The following is a 17,546-nucleotide window of genomic DNA, read 5'->3' on the forward strand; positions in this document are numbered from 1 at the left end:
GACCTGGACGGCGACGGCATCGCCGACGCCGATGACGGGTTCGACGGCGGGGCGGTTGTCGCCGAAGGTGACGAGCAGGCTGTCGAGGGGGCGGGCGCGCAGGGCTTCGACGACGGCGGGGGTGATGTCGATGATCTCGTAGCGGGCAAACAGCCCCTCGGCGGTGGCCACGTCCGCGCCCGTCTCGATCGCCGAAGTGGTCGGACCGGCAGCCGGAAGGAACGAGCAGCCCGACACCGCCACGGCGGTGAGAAGGACGGTGGCTAGAGCGCGCATTCAGGCCGCCTGACGGTTTCTCTCAGCCGGTGGGTAGCCCAAACCGGCCAAGCTGTCCGTGGCGAGGCCGCCACACCGGCCCGATCCGCACGGAATCGGACCGCTGTCCCCGAAGCCCACACCTATCCCGTCCCTGCCTCGCGGCAGCGTTATCGCGTCCGGCCTCGCTTCGAAGGGAACGAGGATGGTCCTGCCGCCGGGCTCCGCTACCTGAGTCCGGCCAGCGCGCGTCGCCTGCCCGGCCCCGCAACCGTGAGAACGGCGCGCAGCAAGGACCGTTTCAAGGAGCCGGATGACCGCTTCGACATCCCGATCCCCCACTCCGACCGTCCTCGTGGTGATGGGCGTCTCGGGCTCCGGCAAGAGCACGGTGGCCGCCCTGCTGGCCGAGCGGCTCGGCTGGCCCTTCGTCGACGGCGACGACTTTCATACCCCTGAGAGCATCGCGCGGATGCACGGCGGGCACCCGCTCGACGATGCGGCGCGCGCGCCCTGGCTGGGGCGGATCCGCGCCTGGATCGACGCCCGGCTGGCCGCCGGAGAGAACGGGATCGTCGCCTGCTCGGCGCTCAGGCGCGCCTACCGCCAGGCCCTGACCGGAGACCGTCCGCAGGTCCGGATCGTCTTCCTGGAGGGAAGCCGCGCGGTGATTCAGGAGCGGATCCGGGCCCGGCACGGCCATTTCATGCCCGCCTCCCTCCTCGACAGCCAGTTCGCCGCCCTCGAACCGCCGGGCCGTGACGAGGACCCCATCACCGTCGGCATCGAGGAAGGGCCGGACGCCATCGCCGCCGCCGTCTCGATCCGGCTCGGGCTCCCGGCCGGCGATGCCTGCGGATAGGACGCATCCATGACCATCGCCCTCGTCGTCTCCGATGTCGACGGAACGCTCGTGACCGACGACAAGCGGCTCACGCCGGCCACCGTCGCGGCCGTGCGACGGCTCGCGACCGCGGGAATCGGCTTCACCCTGGCCTCCAGCCGGCCGCCGGTCGGCCTGCGCGCGCTGGCGCGGGCGCTCGATCTGACGCTGCCGATGGGCGCCTTCAACGGCAGCACCGTCTGCGGCCCCGACCTCGCGCCGATCTCGGAGCGACTGATTCCCGAGCCGGTCGCCCGGGCGGCGGCGGAGCGTCTGGAGGCGGCGGGGGTCGATGTCTGGGTGTTCGCGCGCGGGGCCTGGAACCTGCGCGACGCGGACGCGCCCTACACTGACTTGGAGCGCCGCACGCTCCAGGCCGATCCGAACGTGGTGAGCGATCTGGGCCCGCTGCTCGGGCAGGCGGCCAAGATCGTCGGCGTCAGCCGCGACCACGCCGGCTTGGCGCAGTTGGAAGAGGCGCTCGCCGCTGAGATCGGGGCCGGGGCCGCCGTGCATCGCTCGCAACCCTACTACCTCGACGTGACGCCGCCCGGTATCGACAAGGGCAGTTTCGTCGCCGAACTCGGTCGGCGACTCGGCCTTCCCCGGGAGCGAGTCGCCACGCTTGGGGATGCCGCCAACGACATCGCCCTGTTCCGGGAGAGCGGAATCTCCATCGCCATGGGCAACGCCACCCCCGCGGTGCAGCGGGCGGCCTCCGCGGTGACGTCGAGCAACGAGGAGGACGGTTTCGCCCGTGCGATCAGCCGCTTCGTGTTCGGCGATACCTGAGATCCGCAACCGGCGGGGCCGGGCGCCGCTGCGCCAATCCTGCCACAGGCCGAGCCCCACGACCGCAGTCCTCCTCAGGGATTTCGAGCGCCTCCACGTTCCCGCCTCATTTGACCCCGACCCAAGCGGGACAAACTGAGCCGTAACGCGTGATGCTCGCGAGGCTCCCGCGGCAGCCGCCCCGTCCAGGGACGCGCTGCCGAAAAGGCGGGAGGTTCGCGAGGCACGAGAAAACGACCGGGTCTCCCATGCGCCTTCTCCTCGCCGCCTTGCTTGCCGCCGCCGTTCCGGCGACGGCCCTCGCTCAGGAGGCGGCGCGGAACAACATCGATGCGCTGATCGCCGAGCAGGCCCGGGCCCACAAGGTGCCGGAGGCCTTCATCCATCGGGTGGTCAAGCGGGAGAGCAACTACAACGCCCGGGCCAAGGGCGGCTCGGCGCTGGGCCTGATGCAGATCAAGCACGCGACCGCCCGGGGCCTCGGCTATACCGGCGACGCGGCCGGGCTCTACGACCCCGCCACCAACCTGAAATACGGCATCGCCTACCTCGCCGGGGCCTACAAGGCCGCCAAGGGCGATCTGGAACAGGCCTACCGCTACTACAACCGCGGTTACTACTACGCCGCCAAGCGCCTCGGCATCGACGCCACGCCGCCCGAGGAGGCCACCACGACCGTCGCCTCGGCCGCGCAGCCGGCCAAATCCGCCAATGGCTTCGCCACCCTGTTCGCCCCACGCAGCAACGGGACTGCCGCGGTACCGGCTGCCGGCACCCAGGCCCTGGCCTACGCCGCGCCCGGCCCGGGCCCGACGGACGCCGTGGAGGTGCCCCTGCCGCCGCGCCGGCCCACGGCACTCAGCGGCGCCGCCGAGGCGGTTCAGGTGGCGAGCCTTCAGCAGCCCGTCGCCGCATCGCCCGCACCGCAGGCGCAGCCGGTCCAGGCGGCGGCTCAAGCGCCCGCCGTCGCCGCGCAGCCGATGCAGGCTGCCCTGGCCGACAGCGTCGAGGTGCCGCTGCCGCCGCGCCGTCCCTCCGAGACCGTGCTGGCGGCCATCGCCCGCCCGCCCGTCGCAATCGCCCGCAAGCCGTCCGCGCCCGCTCCGGTCCTGGAAGCTTCGGCCCAGGTCGGCACGCCCTGAGGCTTAACCCCTTTCGTTTCCCGGCTGTCGATCAAGAAACCGATCCTCTAGCCAGTCGCCTTTCCTGCGGTTATACAGCCCGCCTCGAATCTCCGTCACTCAACGCGGTGCCATCGGTGATCCTCCGATAAGGGGATGCCTTGGGCGCCCTTTTTGCCTGAGGTAATCTCCCATGGCCGTTCCGAAGCGAAAGACCTCCCCCTCCCGGCGCGGCATGCGCCGCTCCGCCGACGCCCTCAAGGCCCCGACCTATGTCGAGGACAAGGATTCCGGCGAGCTGCGCCGCCCGCACCACATCGACCTGAAGACCGGCATGTATCGCGGTCGTCAGGTTCTGAAGGTGAAGTCCGCCGAGGCGTGATCGGCTCGCGCGTTCCGACGGACCGTAAATCGGTTCGTCGAAGGAATGCGCGTTGAAGCAAGCAGCTGAAGCCGCCGGCGGCAGGCCCGGCAGTCAGGCCCGTTTTCCGAAGGCCGCGGCCCGCGCGTAGAGCGCGACCGCGGCCTTCGTGCGTTCGGAGCGGGCCGGGCGCAGGGCCGGATCGGCGCTGACGATCAGTTGGGTGAGGAAGCCCGCCATCGGGCGGCGTCCCCGCAGGCGGGGACCGGAGCCGGCATCGGACGTGTGAGCGGGCAAGCGATCCGGAACGAGGGCGCGGCAGGACGAGCCGGGGGAGGGGCCCGTTCCGGCACAGGCATGACCCGCCCCGGCACTCTCGTTCGTTTCGGGATGATCCATCGCGCGTCGCCTCCGGCCCTGCACGCGATGACGTGCAAGGCCGGGGCCGACGTTAACTCGATCTTAACGCTTTGTCGCCGGGGCCTGGCGCGGCCTACTTCCGCGCCAGCGATTCCAGGCGGGCCTGCATCTCGGCCATCTGCTTCTTCAGCTCGTCGAGATCGCTCGATCCGCCGGAAGCGGGCGCGGAAGCCGTCGTGGCCGGCACCGTGGAAGCGGCGCCCGACGGCGGGGCAGGGGGGCCGAAGCCGCCGGTGAACATCTTCATCGCGTCGCCGAAGAAGGTCATGTTGGCCCGCACCTGCTCCTGCAGCGCCTGCTGGAAGACGGAGGGACCGAAGCTCTGGGCCATCTTCTCGCGAAGACCGTCCTGATCCTTGGCGAAGTTGGCCATGGAGAATTCGAGGAAGCTCGGCACCATCGTGCGCATGCTGTCGCCGTAGAAGCGAATCAGCTGGCGCAGGAAGGCCACCGGCAGCAGGTTGTCCTCGCCGGCCTTGTTCTCCTGCTCGAAGATGATCTGCGTCAGCACCGAGCGGGTGATGTCGTCGCCCGAGCGCGCATCGTAGACGATGAAGTCCTCGCCGTTCTGCACCATCGTCGCGAGGTCTTCGAGCGTGACGTAGGTCGATGTGCCGGTATGGTAGAGCCGGCGGTTGGCGTATTTCTTGATGACGGTCTGATGCGCCCTGCCGTTCTCGGCCATCGTTGCGACACCTCCCGCTTCGGTCATGAGTCCGCGCAAAGCTCGACGCTCCGCCATGATCGGCCGCCCGCGTGACGCGAGCCTGGATCTGTCATTGTCCCGGGCAACCTTAAGGCTTTCGCGGCGCGGCGAAAACAGCAATTTCTCCCTGTCCCCGCAGATTCGAGCCACACTGAAGAAACGTTCCCGCCGGGTTGTCCGAAAGCACGCTTGACTTCGCCATGTGCGCGCTCTTCATCCGAAGAACGGCAGGTCGCACACCGGATTATCTGGTCTACCAAATATCGCGCCGCCGAACGAGGAGAACGTCACGATGGCAGCCAGCGAAGATATCGTCATTGTCGGGGCGGCGCGCACGCCGGTGGGATCGTTCTCCGGCGCCTTCGCCTCCGTGCCTGCCCACGAACTCGGCGCTGTGGCGATCAAGGCCGCGTTGGAGCGCGCCGGCGTCTCGCCGGACGACGTGGACGAGGTGATCTTCGGCCAGGTGCTCACCGCCGCCGCCGGCCAGAACCCGGCCCGCCAAGCGGCCGTCGCCGCCGGCATCCCGGAGAAGGCGACCGCCTGGGGCCTCAACCAGGTCTGCGGCTCGGGCCTGCGCACCGTCGCGGTCGGCATGCAGCAGATCGCCAACGGCGATGCCACCGTCATCGTGGCCGGCGGCCAGGAATCGATGTCGCTCAGCCCCCACGCCCAGTACCTGCGCGGCGGCCAGAAGATGGGCGACCTCAAGCTCGTCGACACGATGATCAAGGACGGCCTGTGGGACGCCTTCAACGGCTACCACATGGGCCAGACCGCCGAGAACGTGGCCCAGGCCTTCCAGCTCACCCGCGAGCAGCAGGACCAGTTCGCGGTCCGCTCGCAGAACAAGGCCGAGGCCGCCCGCAAGGAGGGCCGCTTCAAGGAGGAGATCGTTCCCGTCACGGTGAAGGGCCGCAAGGGCGACACCATCGTCGATACCGACGAGTACATCCGCGACGGCGCCACCGTCGAGGCGATGGCCAAGCTCAAGCCGGCGTTCGCCAAGGACGGCACCGTGACCGCCGCCAACGCGTCGGGCCTCAACGACGGCGCCGCCGCCCTCGTGCTGATGTCGGCCGCCGAGGCCGAGCGCCGGGGCATCACCCCGCTCGCCCGGATCGTCTCCTGGGCGACCGCGGGCGTCGATCCGAAGGTGATGGGCACCGGCCCGATTCCGGCCTCCCGCAAGGCCCTCGAGAAGGCGGGATGGAAGCCCTCCGACCTCGACCTGATCGAGGCCAACGAGGCCTTCGCCGCCCAGGCGCTGGCCGTGAACAAGGACATGGGCTGGGACGACGAGAAGGTGAACGTCAATGGCGGCGCCATCGCCATCGGCCACCCGATCGGGGCCTCGGGTGCCCGCGTCCTCATCACCCTGCTGCACGAGCTGAAGCGCCGCGACGCCAAGAAGGGCCTCGCCACCCTGTGCATCGGCGGCGGCATGGGCGTCGCCATGTGCGTCGAGCGCGTCTGAGCCGCGACGGGGAAGGGCGCCGGGCGCCCTTCCCACCCCGAAACCTCAAGCGAAATTTCGCCAAAACGGCTTGAGGTATCGTGAAATTTAAATGCGGTGCGGTCTCACGACCCGCCGTCTACACAGGCCGGGCAGGGGCCGCGGGCCGGCACGGGCAGCGGTGGTGACAGGATCTTTGCCCTGTCCGCTGCGAGCCTAGCGGGCCTTCCGCCAACCCGCTTAACAACAAAACCCGATACGGGAGCACGGAGGAAATCATGGCTCAGGAACGCGTCGCCCTCGTCACGGGCGGAACGCGCGGCATCGGTGCCGCCATCTCGAAGCGTCTGAAGGAGAAGGGCTACAAGGTCGCCGCCAATTACGGCGGCAACGACGAGGCCGCCAACGCCTTCAAGGCCGAGACCGGCATTCCGGTGTTCAAGTTCGATGTCGGCGATCTCGCCAGCTGCGAGGCGGGGATCAAGGCGATCGAGGCCGAGGTCGGGCCGATCGACGTCCTGGTGAACAATGCCGGCATCACCCGCGACGGCGCCTTCCACAAGATGACGTTCGAGAAGTGGCAGGCGGTCATCAAAACCAACCTCGACTCGATGTTCACCTGCACCCGGCCGCTGATCGAGGGCATGCGCTCGCGCAACTTCGGCCGCATCATCATCATCTCGTCGATCAACGGCCAGAAGGGCCAGGCCGGCCAGACCAACTACTCCGCCGCCAAGGCCGGCGTGATCGGCTTCGCCAAGGCTCTCGCTCAGGAGAGCGCTTCGAAGGGCATCACCGTGAACGTGGTGGCTCCGGGCTACATCGCCACCGAGATGGTGATGGCCGTGCCGGAGGACATCCGCAACAAGATCATCTCGACGATCCCGACCGGCCGCCTCGGCGAGGCCAACGAGATCGCCCAGGCGGTCGAGTATCTGGCGAGCGACGAGGCGGGCTTCATCACGGGCTCGACGCTGACCGTCAACGGCGGTCAGCACTTCGTCTGAGCGAAAGCCGCCCGTACGAGCCTTCCGGAGGCCGCCGGTCCGTCATCGGGCCGACGGCCTTCGCCGTTTCTCGGGCAGCGCTCGCCTGCCTGAGAAAAATACTTTATGCCGCCTCCCGCCCTCCCCGATCCCTTCTCTCGATGAGCCGGCTGTGCTGCGCCTCGCGCTGATCCTGCGGCGGAACCTGCCCCGGCTGGCGGGTCTCGCGACCATCCCGCTGATCCGGGCGGTGTTCCTGCTCGCCCGGATGCTCGGCACCGACAGGGCAAGCGCGGCCGGCGGCCGGCTGGCGCGCTTCGTCGGTCCGTTCCTGCCCTCGCACCGGACGGCGATGGCGAACCTGCGCGCGGCCTACCCGGAGGCGGACGAGGCTCGGCTGCGGACGATCGCCCGCAAAGCCTGGGACAATCTCGGCCGCACCGGCGCGGAATACGCCCATCTCGACACGATCTTCGACTACGACCCCGACGACGCTGCGACCCAGCGCATGGAGGTGCGCGGGCTGGAGCAGTTCACCGCGATCCGCGACGACGGAAAGCCGGGGCTGATCTTCTCGGCCCATCTCGCCAACTGGGAACTCCCCGCGATCTGCGCGGAAAAGTTCGGGCTGGAGACCACCGCCGTGTTCCGGCCGCCGAACAACCCGGCCGCGGCCCAGCTGGTGCAGGAGGTGCGGCGCAAGACCATGGGGGGGCTGGCCGCCTCCGGCCCCGGCGCGGTCTTCGCCATGCAGGGCGTGGTGGAGCGCGGCGGGCATCTCGGCCAGCTCATCGACCAGCACTTCACCCGCGGCGTCGTGGTGGATTTCTTCGGCCGGCCGGTGCTGGTCAACCCGCTGCTGGGCAAGCTCGCCCGGCACCACGACTGTCCGGTCCACGGCGCACGCGTGGTGCGGCGGGAAAACGGGCGCTTCCTGCTCGAACTGACGCCGCCCCTCGACCTGCCCCGCGGCCCCGACGGGCAGATCGAGGTTCAGGGCGCGATGCAGGCGATGACGGCGGTGGTCGAGGGTTGGGTGCGCGAGCATCCCGGCCAATGGCTCTGGATGCACCGGCGCTGGCGCCCCAACATGCTGCCGAAGGGCGCGCTCGCGGCGCAGCCCACCGGAGTTCCGAACTCCCAACCGTCCCCCTCATCCTGAGGCGATGGGCCGGTCGTCCGTGGCAGGCGGCGCGTTGCGGGCTGACTGCGCTCCGTCATCGCGAGCGTGAGCGAAGCGATGACCGATGGGGGGCGTCTCAGTCGTCTCTCACGAAACGCCCGCCGCGCTGTCGCCGCCAGAGCGAGAACGGTCAGCGACGGGGCGTTTCGCGAGGCATTTTCAGTCCGCCCACTCGCCGCGGCGCATCACCGGCACGGCCTCGCCGGAGGCCGTGATCCCGTCCACGTCGATCTCGGCCGAGCCGATCATCCAGTCGATATGGATCAGGCTGCGGTTGGCACCACGCTCGGCCAGATCCGCCTCGCTCAGGCCCTCGCCGCCATTGCGGAAGCACTTGGAGTAGGCTTGGCCGAGTGCGATGTGGCTCGCGGCGTTCTCGTCGTAGAGCGTGTTGTAGAACAGCAGGCCCGAGGCCGAGATCGCGGAGGAGGCGGGCACCAGCGCCACCTCGCCGAGACGGGCCGCCCCCTCGTCGGTGTCGAGCACCTTGGCGAGCACGTCGTTGCCCGTGCGTGCCCGCGCCTCGACGATCCGCCCCTCCGAGAAGCGAACGCGGATCTCGTCGATCAGCGTACCCTGGTAGGAGAGCGGCTTGGTGCTGGCGACGGTGCCCTCCACCCGCGCCCGGTGGGGCGTGGTGAACACCTCCTCGGTCGGGATGTTGGCGTTGCAGACGACGCCGTTCTTGGCGGTCGTGGCGCCGCCGCACCATTCGTGGTCGTCGGCGAGACCCACGGTCAGGTCGGTGCCCGGGCCGCGGAAGCGCAGGGCCGAGAAGCGGGAGCCGTTGAGCCGCTCGGTGCGGCGGGCGAGATCCCGGTTGTGCGCGCCCCAGGCCGCGACCGGATCGGCGACATCGATGCGCGAGGCGGCGAACACCGCATCCCAGAGGCGGACGAGCGCCTCGTCCTCGGGCAGGTCGGGGAAGACCGTGCGTGCCCAAGGCTTGGTCGCCGCCGAGACGATGGTCCAGTTGGTGGAGAAGCCCGCGATCAGTTCGAGCGCCGGCACGTAGGCCTGCGAGCGCGAGCGGTTGGCGCGGGCGACCTTGGCCGGGTCCTGGCCCGCCAGCAGGGACGGATCGTCGCCGGAGATGGCGAGCCGCGCCGCGCCGCCGCGATAGGCGTCGGCCATGCCGGCATAGAGCCAGCCGGCAGCCTTATCGAAAGCCTCGTCCGGCGCGTGGGCGAAGCGGGCGAGGGTGGCGGCGTCGTCCGCGTAGAAGGTCGTCACCAGGGAGGCGCCGGCCCTGTAGGCGTGCTCGGTGATGGCGCGGGCCAGCGGCACCGCCTCCAGCGGCGCCGTCATCACGAGTTCCTGGCCCTGGCGAAGCCCGAGCCCGACCCGCACGGCGACCTCGGCCAGCCGGTCGAGGCGCTGGGCGAAGGGGAGGGCGGCCGTTCCCGGCATCTGGCTCATAGGCTGGTTCTCCGAGCGATCCCGCCGCGCGCCGTCTCCCCGGCTCAGGCCGGTCCGTCAGACCGATGCTCGGCTCAGGCCGCGCGCGACCAGGTGATGTCGCCCAGATTCTCGCGGAAGGCAAAGCGCAGGAGGTGGTCGGACACCACGTTCTCCAGCCGGGTCAGGCCAGCGGGATCGGGGGTGGCGACCTGCATCAGCAGTGCGTCCGGGCTCGCCTCGAAGAGGCAGACCCGGTCCTCGCCGAACGGAACGCGGCCCTTGTCGCCGTTCTCTTCGACGGGGAATTTGTGGCTCCAGTGCCGGCAGAGTTGCTTGAGGTAGCGGGTGGCTTCCGCGGTGGGCACCCGGGCCTGGGAGGTGGGCATGATGGGTCTCCTTCAGGATCGTTGAGGGCGGGAGCGCGTGGGAGCCGCGCTGCATCCGTTGCGCCGAGAGAATCGCGCCCGCCCCCTGGCTTTGCGGCGCGGGGCCGCTGGCACCGCAGCGCAGCATGTGAGGCGAACGGATAAGAGCGTCATGCGACCAAACCGAGGCGTGTCCTCCCGGCCTGGATCGCCGCAGAGAGCGATTGTCGGGCCTCGAGGGTTAACGATCTCGTCATTCGGGGCGCGATTCCGGTTGTGCGCAAGGCCGATTTTCGTCCTTCGAGCGGCAATCATGCCGTCGCTTTGTGCGTCGCACAATAAGTGATTTGCACGGATGCGCGTTCCCGCGTGCGCCCCGTCACCTCGCCGCCGGCCCTGGAAACGGGCGCGGTTCGAACCGGTGCGCGGGCGCCGGTCAGACCGGGAGGGCGGGCGGCGGATCGTCGGACAGAGCCACCACCTTGCCGGGATTGAGCAGGTCGTGCGGGTCCAGCGCCGCCTTCAGCCGGCGCATCAGGTCGAAGCCGACCGGATCGGCGGTGCGGGCGAGTTCGTCGCGCTTGATCAGGCCGATGCCGTGCTCGGCCGCAATCGAGCCGCCCATCCGCTCGACGATGGTGTGGACGATCCCGTTGAAGCGGCCCCATTGCGCGAGGAAGGCCGCCCTCTCCATGCCGACCGGCTGGGTCAGGTTGAAGTGGATGTTGCCATCCCCGAAATGCCCGAACGGACAGGGGCGCAGGCCCGGCATCTCGGCCTCGCAGGCGGCCGTGGCCTCCTCGAGGAAGTCGGCGAGGCGTGACAACGGCACCGAGACATCGTGCTTGATCGAGCCGCCCTCCGCCTTCTGCACCTCGGGCAGCGATTCGCGCAGGCGCCAGAGGGCGGCGTCCTGAGCGGCGCTGCCGCCGATGGCGGCATCCTCCACCAGTCCGGCCTCCATGGCCTCGGCCAGCAGCGCCTCCAAGTCGGCCCGCGTGTCCGCACCGGGGCGCGGCGAGGACAGCTCGACCAGGGCGTAGGCGGCGTGGCTGCCGGCCAGCGGCGGGCGCACGCCGATCCCGTGCCGCAGCACCATCTCCAGGCCGAAGCGGGGCATGTACTCGAAGGCGGTCAGCCCCCGGTCGGCGCCCGCGCGCAGCCGCTCGAACAGGGCGAGCGCCGCCCGCGCCGAGGGCAACCCGACGAAGCCGACGGTCTTCGAGAGCGGCCTGGGGAACAGCTTCAGGGTCGCCGCGGTGATGATGCCCAGCGTGCCCTCCGAGCCGACGAAGAGGTGCTTGAGGTCGTAGCCCGCATTGTTCTTGCGCAGGGCCTTGAGCCCGTTCCAGACCCGCCCGTCGGCGAGCACGACTTCGAGCCCGAGAACGAGGTCGCGGGCATTGCCGTAGGCGAGCACGGCGAGGCCCCCGGCATTGGTGGCCAGCCCGCCGCCGATCCGCGCCGTGCCCTCCGCGGCCCAGGAGAGCGGGAACAGCATGCCCGCGGCCTCGGCGGCCGCCTGCACGTCGGCCAGGATCATGCCGGCCTCCACCGTCATCGTGGCCCCGAGCGGATCGACGGCGCGCAACCGGGTGAGGCGGCTCAGGGAGAGCACGATCCCGCCGAAGGGCACGCCGCCGCCGACGAGGCCGGTATTGCCCCCTTGGGCCACCACCGGCACCCGCGCCGCCGCGCAGGCCCGCACGGCGAAGGCGACCTCCTCGGTCGTGCCCGGGGTGACGACGGCGAGCGCGTGGCCGCGATAGAGCCCGCGCGACTCGACGAGGTGCGGCGCGAGCTCCGCCGGATCGGTGCGGACATGGCGCGCGCCCAGCCGCTCGGCGAGTGCGGCGAGAAGGCTTCCTGGGGAGGCGCTGGCGTCTGGCATCGGCGGCGTTCGGGGGATGGGGAGCGATCCTCCCAGATAGGCCGGCCGGGCGCCGTTTGCAGGCGCAGCCGCGCCGGGACATGACAGGCGCATGGCACGCGCGCTGCGCTCGCGGGTTTTCCTTACCGCGGCACCGCGCCGCCCGAACGAACGACCGCTCAGACGACGAGGCCCGAGGCGCCATGCTGTCCGTGATCCCCAATCCGCCGCGCGCCACGCTGCCGATCCTCGGCAGTTCCGATCTCTTTCCCGTGCGCCGGATCTACTGCGTGGGCCGCAACTACCGCGCCCATGCCCGCGAGATGGGCGCCGACGAGCGCGACCCGCCCTTCTTCTTCCTCAAGCCGGCCGACACGCTCCAGGTCGTGCCCGAAGGCGCGACGGTCGAGCATCCCTACCCGCCGCGCACGGACAACTACCATTTCGAGGTGGAACTGGTGGCCGCCCTCGGGCGGGGCGGGCGCGACATCCCCGTCGAGACGGCGGGCCAGCACGTCTACGGCTACGCGGTCGGCCTCGACATGACCCGTCGCGACCGCCAGGACGAGGCCAAGCGGCAGGCCCGGCCCTGGGACCTCGGCAAGGCCTCCGATCTCTCCGCCCCCGTCAGCCCGCTGCGGCCCGCGGGCACGATCGGCCATCCGCGCGCCGGCGCGATCACCCTCTCCGTCGACGGTGCGGAGCGCCAGCGGGGCGACCTGTCCGAGATGATCTGGTCCGTGCCCGAGCAGATCGCGCTGCTCTCGACCTATTTCGAGCTGCATCCCGGCGACCTGATCTTCACCGGCACGCCCTCCGGCGTCGGGCCGGTGCTGCGCGGGCAGACCATGACCGCGCGGGTCGAGGGCGTGGGCGCGCTCAGCCTCCTCGTCGTGTAGGCGGCGCGCTCGGGGGCAGCGCGGAGCGCGAGGGGCCAGGATCTCGCGCGGACGTCAAGGCGTGCTTTACGCTTGTGGCGCATTCTGCCGCCAAGCGCGTCAGCTCCGGAGGGCCGCGTTGCTGTCCCTGGAGACGTGTGATGTCCGGTCGATCTTCGGACCGTTCGCGCCATAGCCGATACACGCGCGCCGAAGCCCAGCCCACGCAGTCGCTGTCCTTCGACGGGACGGTCGACCGGCGCGCGCCCGGCCGTCGCGTCGCGACCATGAAGCTCGCGCGGGTGGTTCTGCCCTGCGGGAAGCGGATCGTGTGCGTCATCCGGGACGTCTCGGCGCAGGGCGCCAAGCTCAACATCTCCCGGCGCCACCTGCTGACCGAGGCGTTCCGGCTCGACATCGTGCGGACGAACAAGCGCTTCGTCGTCGAATGCGTCTGGCGGCGCGGCGACTATGCCGGCGTGCGCCTCATACCGGTCGATATCGGCGACACGGTCTTGCGCTGAAGCCTCGTCTTTTGCCGGAGGCCGGCTCCCGACAGCGCGCCAGGGCCTCGCCCACCTCCGCAACGGAACAGTGGTCACGAGGCGCGGTTGCCCGAGGCCGCGCCGCCGAAGGTTGCGGCCGATGGAGGAGACCATGACGAAGATCATCACCGCCGCGCTCGCGCTGGCGCTCATGACGGGATCCGCGCTGGCGCAGTCCGGCGACAGCGGCGGCTCGGCCGGCAACCCGAGCAATGCGGGCGGCGGCAACACCAGTTCGGCCGGCTCCGGCGGATCGGGCCGGTAATCCGGCCTTTCCTCGGCCCCGCAGCGACCGGCATCGCTCGGGGCCTTCCGTCCTCCGCCTTCGTGACGCGGTCGCGCTGACGCCGACCGCCCCCGCGCCCGCGCCCGCGCTATCGAGCGCGCCGTCTCGCTTCCTCCGACAGGCATACCGATCCGCGGCCGCTCGGATCGTGGCGGCCGAGAGGGACCAGGGCGGTTCATCTGGGCTCGGCCGCCGGGATGAAACGCAGCACGTCGGACGTTTTATCAGCATATCGGCAGGGCGAGGCGCGATCATCCAAGACGCGCGCCCATGATCCCGGCCTATGCCGCATCACTTCCCAGGCATAGTTCGGAGCTTTGTCCTCAAACGACGCCGGAGGGCGGCAGACGATCCTGCCCTGATCCCGAGCCAGGAGGATGACGATGTTTCAAAGAACGGTCTTGGCCGGATTGATCTTTCTGGGCGCGGCCTCTCCGGCGCAGGCGACGACCGGTCCGGCCCGAACGGGAACGGGGGGCGGGCCTGAGACGACCGTGACGGCCCCGCACACCGCGCCGACGGGCCAGGTCGTGCCCCGCCCGCACATGCTCGGGCCCCTGCCCGGAAGCACGGTCGAGGAGACGCGGGGACGGCGGGCGAAGGACAGTCATCTCATGAAGGGCATCTGCGTCGGCTGCTGAGCCGGACCGCCCGAGCCTCCTCTCCGTCCCCGCCCCGCGCGGCGGGCGAGCGTCGTTTCGACGCCGGAGGGGAGACCGACAGGCCCGGCCGTCGTTGCCCTTCGATCGTGAGGCACTTCCCCCTGCCGGGCCGGCGCGGCCGGGCGCGTCTCCGATGCCGGGAGACGATCGCGATGGCAGAGGCCGACACGGCAACGAGCGGCATCCTCGGGCACCCCCACATCCGGGTCGAGGGGCGCGCCAAAGTGACGGGCGCGGCGCGCTACGCCTCCGACCGGCGCGAGGACGGCGCGCGCGAGAGCGACCTCGCCCATTCCGCCCTCGCCCACGCCGCCCTCGTCACCAGCCCCATCGCGCGCGGGCGCATCCGTGACTTCGACCTGCACGCGGCCCGCGCGGTGCCGGACCTCCTGGCGATCTTCACCCACCGCGACTTTGCCGGCGCGGTCGCGCCGGTGGGCCACCTGATGGCGGGCGGCCACGCCAATTCCTCGCACCTGCCGCTCGGCTCGGACCGCATCGCCTATCACGGCCAGATCGTGGCGCTCGTCGTGGCCCGCACCCAGGAGGCGGCGACCCGGGCCGCCGATCTCGTTCGCGCGACCTACGAGGCCGAGCCCGCCTCGGCGACCTTCGACGATCCGGGCGCCGAAATCGTAAGGTTCGCCGATCTCAAGGCCCATCACGAGGACATCGCGCGGGGCGATCCCGACGCAGCCTGGAGTGTCGCCGAGGCGCGGGTGGAGGCGCGCTACGAGACGCCGGCGCAGCATCACAATCCGATCGAGCTGTTCACCACCCGCTGCGCCTGGGACGGCGGCCGCCTCACCGTGTACGAACCGAGCCGCTACATCGGCGCGGTCCAGCACGGGCTCGCGGCCCAGCTCGGCCTCGATCCGGCCCGGGTGCGGGTCGTCTCCGGGCCGATCGGCGGGCATTTCGGCTCGAAGTTCGCCCTCTCGCAGCACACCGCCCTGGTCGCCCTCGCCGCCAAGCGCCTCGGCCGCCCGGTCTCGCTGGTGCCGACGCGGCGGCAATGCTTCACGATCGCCAATTACCGCCCGGAGACGCGCCACGACATCCGGCTGTCCGCCGACCGCGATGGGCGGTTCACGAGCCTCGTCCACGAAGCGGATGTCGTCACCTCGCGCTTCGATCCCTTCGCGATGGAGGGCGCCGACGTGACGGCGAGCCTCTATGCCTGCCCCGCGATCCGCACGGGCGAGCGCGCGGTGCGGGTCGACCGCAACACGCCCGGCCCGATGCGCGCGCCACCCGAGGTGCCCTACCTGTTCGCCCTGGAGAGCGCGGTCGATGAGATGGCGTGCCGGCTCGGCCTCGATCCGATCGAACTGCGCCGGCGCAACGACACCGCCCAGGATCCGGTCTCGGGCAAACCGTTCTCGAGCCGGCCGCTGATGGCCTGCTTCGATGCGGGTGCCGCCGCCTTCGACTGGGAGCGGCGGGCGACCCCGCCCGGCACGATGCGGAAGGGAGAGTGGTGGGTCGGGCTGGGCTGCGCCGCCTCGGTGCGGCCGGTGAAGATCGCCGCGGCGACGATGCGGCTGCGCCTCTCGGTGGATGGATCGGTGGAGGTGGGGTGCGCCCATCACGAGATCGGCAACGGCATCACGACGCTGCTGGCGATGGGGGCGGCCGAAGGGCTCGGCCTGCCCGTGGAGAGGGTGCGCGTGCAGCTCGGCGACACCGCCCTTCCGGCGGCCGGCCTCTCGGGCGGATCGAGCACCACGACGAGCCTGATGCACACGCTGGCGCTCGGCTGCGCGCAGCTGCGCGACCGGCTCGCACGCGCCGCCGTTGCCCCGGATCGCCCTCTCGCGGGCCACGACCCGGCCGGGCTGCGCCTCGCCGGGGGCAGGCTCGTCGCGGCGGACGGCAGGGCGATGCCGCTCGCCGAGGCAATCGCCCTCCTCGACCCGGCGGGAGTGGAGACGGTCGCGGCGTTCACACCCGCGGGGAGCGGAGAGGCGGCGCTGGAGGCCCTGCGCGGCGGCCATATCGGTCTGAGCCCCGGGGGCGACAGGGTCACATGGGCCTTCGGTGCGCAATTCGCCGAGGTGCATGTTCACGGCGAGACCGGCGAGATCCGCGTGCCGCGCCTGACCGGCGCCTTCGCCGCGGGCCGCATCCTCAACCCGCTGACGGCCCGAAGCCAACTCGTCGGCGGGATGATCTGGGGCCTGGGATCGGCCCTGCTGGAGGAGACGGTCCTCGACGGACCCACCTACCGCAATGCCGATCTTGCCGAGTATCTCGTTCCCACCGCCATGGATATCGACGCGGTCGAGGCCGTGCTGGTGCCGGATCCGGACGAGGCCGTGAACCCGCTCGGGCTCAAGGGGTTGGGCGAACTCGGCATCATCGGAGTCAACGCGGCGATCGCCAATGCCGTGCACCACGCCACCGGCCGCCGCATCCGCAGGCTTCCGATCCGGATCGACGCCATGCTGTAATGGGCCCGACGGATTGCCCCATTCCGCGTGTCGGGCCTGTCGGCCTCCGATGGCCGGACCGCGCGCCGAGGCCCTGGGTTGGAGGTTCGGCGCATGGTAGAATGGTCGTCATGACGAACATCATCCGCCCGAATTTCGGCGGTCGCAGCCGAGAGGATGAGCCGGCCGCCCCCATCGCGGAGGTGGACGCGGTCGAACCGCTTCACGTCTACGGCACCGCGGCCGGCTACCTCGTGGCCCTGATGGAGGATGCGCGCGGGCCGGAAGGGCACGTCTTCAAGGTGGTGGTCGGCCCGGCCGGCCAGAACCTGTGCGAGGCCGTTGCCGTGATGCCGGCGACGGAGGAGGGCCGGGTCGATGCCGATGCGTCGGCCATGGCCGTGCTGCGCGCCCTCGAGATCGTCGAGCAGGGCGACGCGCCTGCATCGGCCTGAGGCAGCCCCGCCGCCGCGCTCCGCAAGACCCGCTGTCGACACGGATGCTGCGATGCACTATTCACCGCGCCCCACGGGTCGGGCCGCATCGCTTGGCCGACCTCGAGCGGCCTCTTTCGGGTTTCCGGCCGCCGCATCCCCTTCCGAGCCCGCATCATGAGAGGTCCGATGGCGTGGCTCATCCTGGGCGTGGCCGTGGCTACGGAAATCGTGTGGGCGCTGAGCCTGAAATGGGTCGCCGCGGGGCAGGGGTGGGCGGCCTCCCTCGTTCCGATCGTGCTGAGCTTCGTCAATATGGGGTTGCTGGCGCTGGCGATGCGCGGCCTGCCGGCCGGGACCGCCTACGCGGTCTGGACCGGCCTCGGGGCCGTCGGTGTGGTCGTCTTCGGGGCGATCCTGTTCGGCGAGAAGGTGAACGCGGTGCAGATGGGGTTCATGGCCCTCATCATCACGGGCGTGATCGGCACCAAGCTGTTCGCCCAGGCCTGA

The 17,546-nt window shown here is 70.8% G+C and carries 19 protein-coding genes and 1 pseudogene; 14 read left to right on the top strand and 6 right to left on the bottom strand.

From position 1 onward, the window contains the following. A pseudogene (locus BY998_RS22215) lies at positions 1 to 276 on the bottom strand (sugar transporter); the annotation flags it as partial. A gap of 292 nt (positions 277 to 568) precedes the next feature. On the opposite strand from BY998_RS22215, the gene BY998_RS22220 reads away from it, so the two are divergent. The 4 genes from BY998_RS22220 (at position 569) to rpmF (ending at position 3,433) form a co-directional block, all read left to right on the top strand. Then, positions 569 to 1,117, top strand: a complete 549-nt coding sequence (locus BY998_RS22220) for a gluconokinase (RefSeq protein ID WP_110353875.1) — start codon at positions 569 to 571, stop codon at positions 1,115 to 1,117. A 9-nt stretch (positions 1,118 to 1,126) separates the two neighbouring features. Beyond that, positions 1,127 to 1,930 (top strand): Cof-type HAD-IIB family hydrolase, encoded by an 804-nt coding sequence (locus tag BY998_RS22225; protein WP_110353876.1) that lies wholly within the window; start codon positions 1,127 to 1,129, stop codon positions 1,928 to 1,930. A gap of 248 nt (positions 1,931 to 2,178) precedes the next feature. Next, positions 2,179 to 3,072: a transglycosylase SLT domain-containing protein gene (locus tag BY998_RS22230; protein ID WP_110353877.1), complete on the top strand. Its 894-nt coding sequence runs from the start codon at positions 2,179 to 2,181 to the stop codon at positions 3,070 to 3,072. Positions 3,073 to 3,244: 172 nt separating this feature from the next. After that, a complete protein-coding gene (gene rpmF, locus BY998_RS22235) occupies positions 3,245 to 3,433 on the top strand; it encodes a 50S ribosomal protein L32 (RefSeq protein WP_003601373.1) in 189 nt (62 codons plus the stop codon). A gap of 93 nt (positions 3,434 to 3,526) precedes the next feature. On the opposite strand, the gene BY998_RS24090 is transcribed toward rpmF, so the two are convergent. Then, the gene (locus BY998_RS24090) at positions 3,527 to 3,811 is read right to left on the bottom strand and encodes a hypothetical protein (protein WP_146221830.1); all 285 of its coding nucleotides are present in this window, start codon (positions 3,809 to 3,811) and stop codon (positions 3,527 to 3,529) included. Between the two features lie 94 nt (positions 3,812 to 3,905). Next, positions 3,906 to 4,517, bottom strand: coding sequence for a polyhydroxyalkanoate synthesis repressor PhaR (gene phaR, locus BY998_RS22240; RefSeq protein WP_110353878.1), 612 nt, complete (start codon positions 4,515 to 4,517; stop codon positions 3,906 to 3,908). Positions 4,518 to 4,830: 313 nt separating this feature from the next. Here phaR and BY998_RS22245 point away from each other — a divergent pair, with 313 nt between their 5' ends. From BY998_RS22245 to BY998_RS22255, 3 genes are all read left to right on the top strand, one after another. Then, positions 4,831 to 6,015: an acetyl-CoA C-acetyltransferase gene (locus tag BY998_RS22245; protein ID WP_110353879.1), complete on the top strand. Its 1,185-nt coding sequence runs from the start codon at positions 4,831 to 4,833 to the stop codon at positions 6,013 to 6,015. Between the two features lie 257 nt (positions 6,016 to 6,272). Further along, positions 6,273 to 7,001 carry an acetoacetyl-CoA reductase gene (gene phbB, locus BY998_RS22250; protein ID WP_110353880.1) on the top strand — a complete coding sequence of 243 codons (729 nt, stop codon included), beginning with the start codon at positions 6,273 to 6,275 and terminating at the stop codon, positions 6,999 to 7,001. Between the two features lie 151 nt (positions 7,002 to 7,152). Continuing rightward, positions 7,153 to 8,142: a lipid A biosynthesis lauroyl acyltransferase gene (locus tag BY998_RS22255; protein WP_110353881.1), complete on the top strand. Its 990-nt coding sequence runs from the start codon at positions 7,153 to 7,155 to the stop codon at positions 8,140 to 8,142. A 180-nt stretch (positions 8,143 to 8,322) separates the two neighbouring features. Here the strand turns inward: BY998_RS22255 and BY998_RS22260 are convergent, their stop codons facing one another. The 3 genes from BY998_RS22260 to BY998_RS22270 form a co-directional block, all read right to left on the bottom strand. Next, on the bottom strand, positions 8,323 to 9,582 hold the full coding sequence (locus tag BY998_RS22260) for an aminopeptidase (RefSeq protein WP_110353882.1): 1,260 nt from the start codon (positions 9,580 to 9,582) through the stop codon (positions 8,323 to 8,325). A gap of 74 nt (positions 9,583 to 9,656) precedes the next feature. Next, entirely contained in the window at positions 9,657 to 9,950 is a 294-nt protein-coding gene (locus BY998_RS22265; protein WP_110353883.1) for a DUF2218 domain-containing protein, read from the bottom strand. 415 nt (positions 9,951 to 10,365) lie between these two features. Beyond that, the gene (locus BY998_RS22270; RefSeq protein ID WP_110353884.1) at positions 10,366 to 11,820 is read right to left on the bottom strand and encodes an FAD-binding oxidoreductase; all 1,455 of its coding nucleotides are present in this window, start codon (positions 11,818 to 11,820) and stop codon (positions 10,366 to 10,368) included. 182 nt (positions 11,821 to 12,002) lie between these two features. Here BY998_RS22270 and BY998_RS22275 point away from each other — a divergent pair, with 182 nt between their 5' ends. From BY998_RS22275 to BY998_RS22300, 7 genes are all read left to right on the top strand, one after another. After that, on the top strand, positions 12,003 to 12,698 hold the full coding sequence (locus BY998_RS22275; RefSeq protein WP_110353885.1) for a fumarylacetoacetate hydrolase family protein: 696 nt from the start codon (positions 12,003 to 12,005) through the stop codon (positions 12,696 to 12,698). 140 nt (positions 12,699 to 12,838) lie between these two features. Further along, positions 12,839 to 13,201, top strand: a complete 363-nt coding sequence (locus tag BY998_RS22280; RefSeq protein WP_110353886.1) for a PilZ domain-containing protein — start codon at positions 12,839 to 12,841, stop codon at positions 13,199 to 13,201. A gap of 133 nt (positions 13,202 to 13,334) precedes the next feature. After that, entirely contained in the window at positions 13,335 to 13,487 is a 153-nt protein-coding gene (locus tag BY998_RS24525) for a hypothetical protein (RefSeq protein ID WP_181425594.1), read from the top strand. Positions 13,488 to 14,002: 515 nt separating this feature from the next. After that, positions 14,003 to 14,149 (top strand): hypothetical protein, encoded by a 147-nt coding sequence (locus BY998_RS25185; RefSeq protein ID WP_331286731.1) that lies wholly within the window; start codon positions 14,003 to 14,005, stop codon positions 14,147 to 14,149. Between the two features lie 173 nt (positions 14,150 to 14,322). Then, positions 14,323 to 16,623 carry a xanthine dehydrogenase family protein molybdopterin-binding subunit gene (locus tag BY998_RS22290; RefSeq protein ID WP_110353888.1) on the top strand — a complete coding sequence of 767 codons (2,301 nt, stop codon included), beginning with the start codon at positions 14,323 to 14,325 and terminating at the stop codon, positions 16,621 to 16,623. 110 nt (positions 16,624 to 16,733) lie between these two features. After that, on the top strand, positions 16,734 to 17,057 hold the full coding sequence (locus BY998_RS22295) for a hypothetical protein (RefSeq protein WP_110353900.1): 324 nt from the start codon (positions 16,734 to 16,736) through the stop codon (positions 17,055 to 17,057). Between the two features lie 168 nt (positions 17,058 to 17,225). After that, positions 17,226 to 17,546, top strand: coding sequence for a multidrug efflux SMR transporter (locus BY998_RS22300; protein WP_110353889.1), 321 nt, complete (start codon positions 17,226 to 17,228; stop codon positions 17,544 to 17,546).

It is taken from the genome of Methylobacterium sp. B4 (assembly GCF_003201865.1).
Taxonomy (GTDB): domain Bacteria; phylum Pseudomonadota; class Alphaproteobacteria; order Rhizobiales; family Beijerinckiaceae; genus Methylobacterium.

What these genes read in the sequence shown, in the direction of transcription:
- BY998_RS22220 (WP_110353875.1), top strand. Translation starts at nt 569, where the DNA reads ATGACCGCTTCGACATCCCGATCCCCCACTCCGACCGTCCTCGTGGTG.
- BY998_RS22225 (WP_110353876.1), top strand. Translation starts at nt 1,127, where the DNA reads ATGACCATCGCCCTCGTCGTCTCCGATGTCGACGGAACGCTCGTGACC.
- BY998_RS22230 (WP_110353877.1), top strand. Translation starts at nt 2,179, where the DNA reads ATGCGCCTTCTCCTCGCCGCCTTGCTTGCCGCCGCCGTTCCGGCGACG.
- rpmF (WP_003601373.1), top strand. Translation starts at nt 3,245, where the DNA reads ATGGCCGTTCCGAAGCGAAAGACCTCCCCCTCCCGGCGCGGCATGCGC.
- BY998_RS24090 (WP_146221830.1), bottom strand. Translation starts at nt 3,811, where the DNA reads ATGGATCATCCCGAAACGAACGAGAGTGCCGGGGCGGGTCATGCCTGT.
- phaR (WP_110353878.1), bottom strand. Translation starts at nt 4,517, where the DNA reads ATGGCCGAGAACGGCAGGGCGCATCAGACCGTCATCAAGAAATACGCC.
- BY998_RS22245 (WP_110353879.1), top strand. Translation starts at nt 4,831, where the DNA reads ATGGCAGCCAGCGAAGATATCGTCATTGTCGGGGCGGCGCGCACGCCG.
- phbB (WP_110353880.1), top strand. Translation starts at nt 6,273, where the DNA reads ATGGCTCAGGAACGCGTCGCCCTCGTCACGGGCGGAACGCGCGGCATC.
- BY998_RS22260 (WP_110353882.1), bottom strand. Translation starts at nt 9,582, where the DNA reads ATGAGCCAGATGCCGGGAACGGCCGCCCTCCCCTTCGCCCAGCGCCTC.
- BY998_RS22265 (WP_110353883.1), bottom strand. Translation starts at nt 9,950, where the DNA reads ATGCCCACCTCCCAGGCCCGGGTGCCCACCGCGGAAGCCACCCGCTAC.
- BY998_RS22270 (WP_110353884.1), bottom strand. Translation starts at nt 11,820, where the DNA reads ATGCCAGACGCCAGCGCCTCCCCAGGAAGCCTTCTCGCCGCACTCGCC.
- BY998_RS22275 (WP_110353885.1), top strand. Translation starts at nt 12,003, where the DNA reads ATGCTGTCCGTGATCCCCAATCCGCCGCGCGCCACGCTGCCGATCCTC.
- BY998_RS22280 (WP_110353886.1), top strand. Translation starts at nt 12,839, where the DNA reads ATGTCCGGTCGATCTTCGGACCGTTCGCGCCATAGCCGATACACGCGC.
- BY998_RS24525 (WP_181425594.1), top strand. Translation starts at nt 13,335, where the DNA reads ATGACGAAGATCATCACCGCCGCGCTCGCGCTGGCGCTCATGACGGGA.
- BY998_RS22290 (WP_110353888.1), top strand. Translation starts at nt 14,323, where the DNA reads ATGGCAGAGGCCGACACGGCAACGAGCGGCATCCTCGGGCACCCCCAC.
- BY998_RS22295 (WP_110353900.1), top strand. Translation starts at nt 16,734, where the DNA reads ATGACGAACATCATCCGCCCGAATTTCGGCGGTCGCAGCCGAGAGGAT.
- BY998_RS22300 (WP_110353889.1), top strand. Translation starts at nt 17,226, where the DNA reads ATGGCGTGGCTCATCCTGGGCGTGGCCGTGGCTACGGAAATCGTGTGG.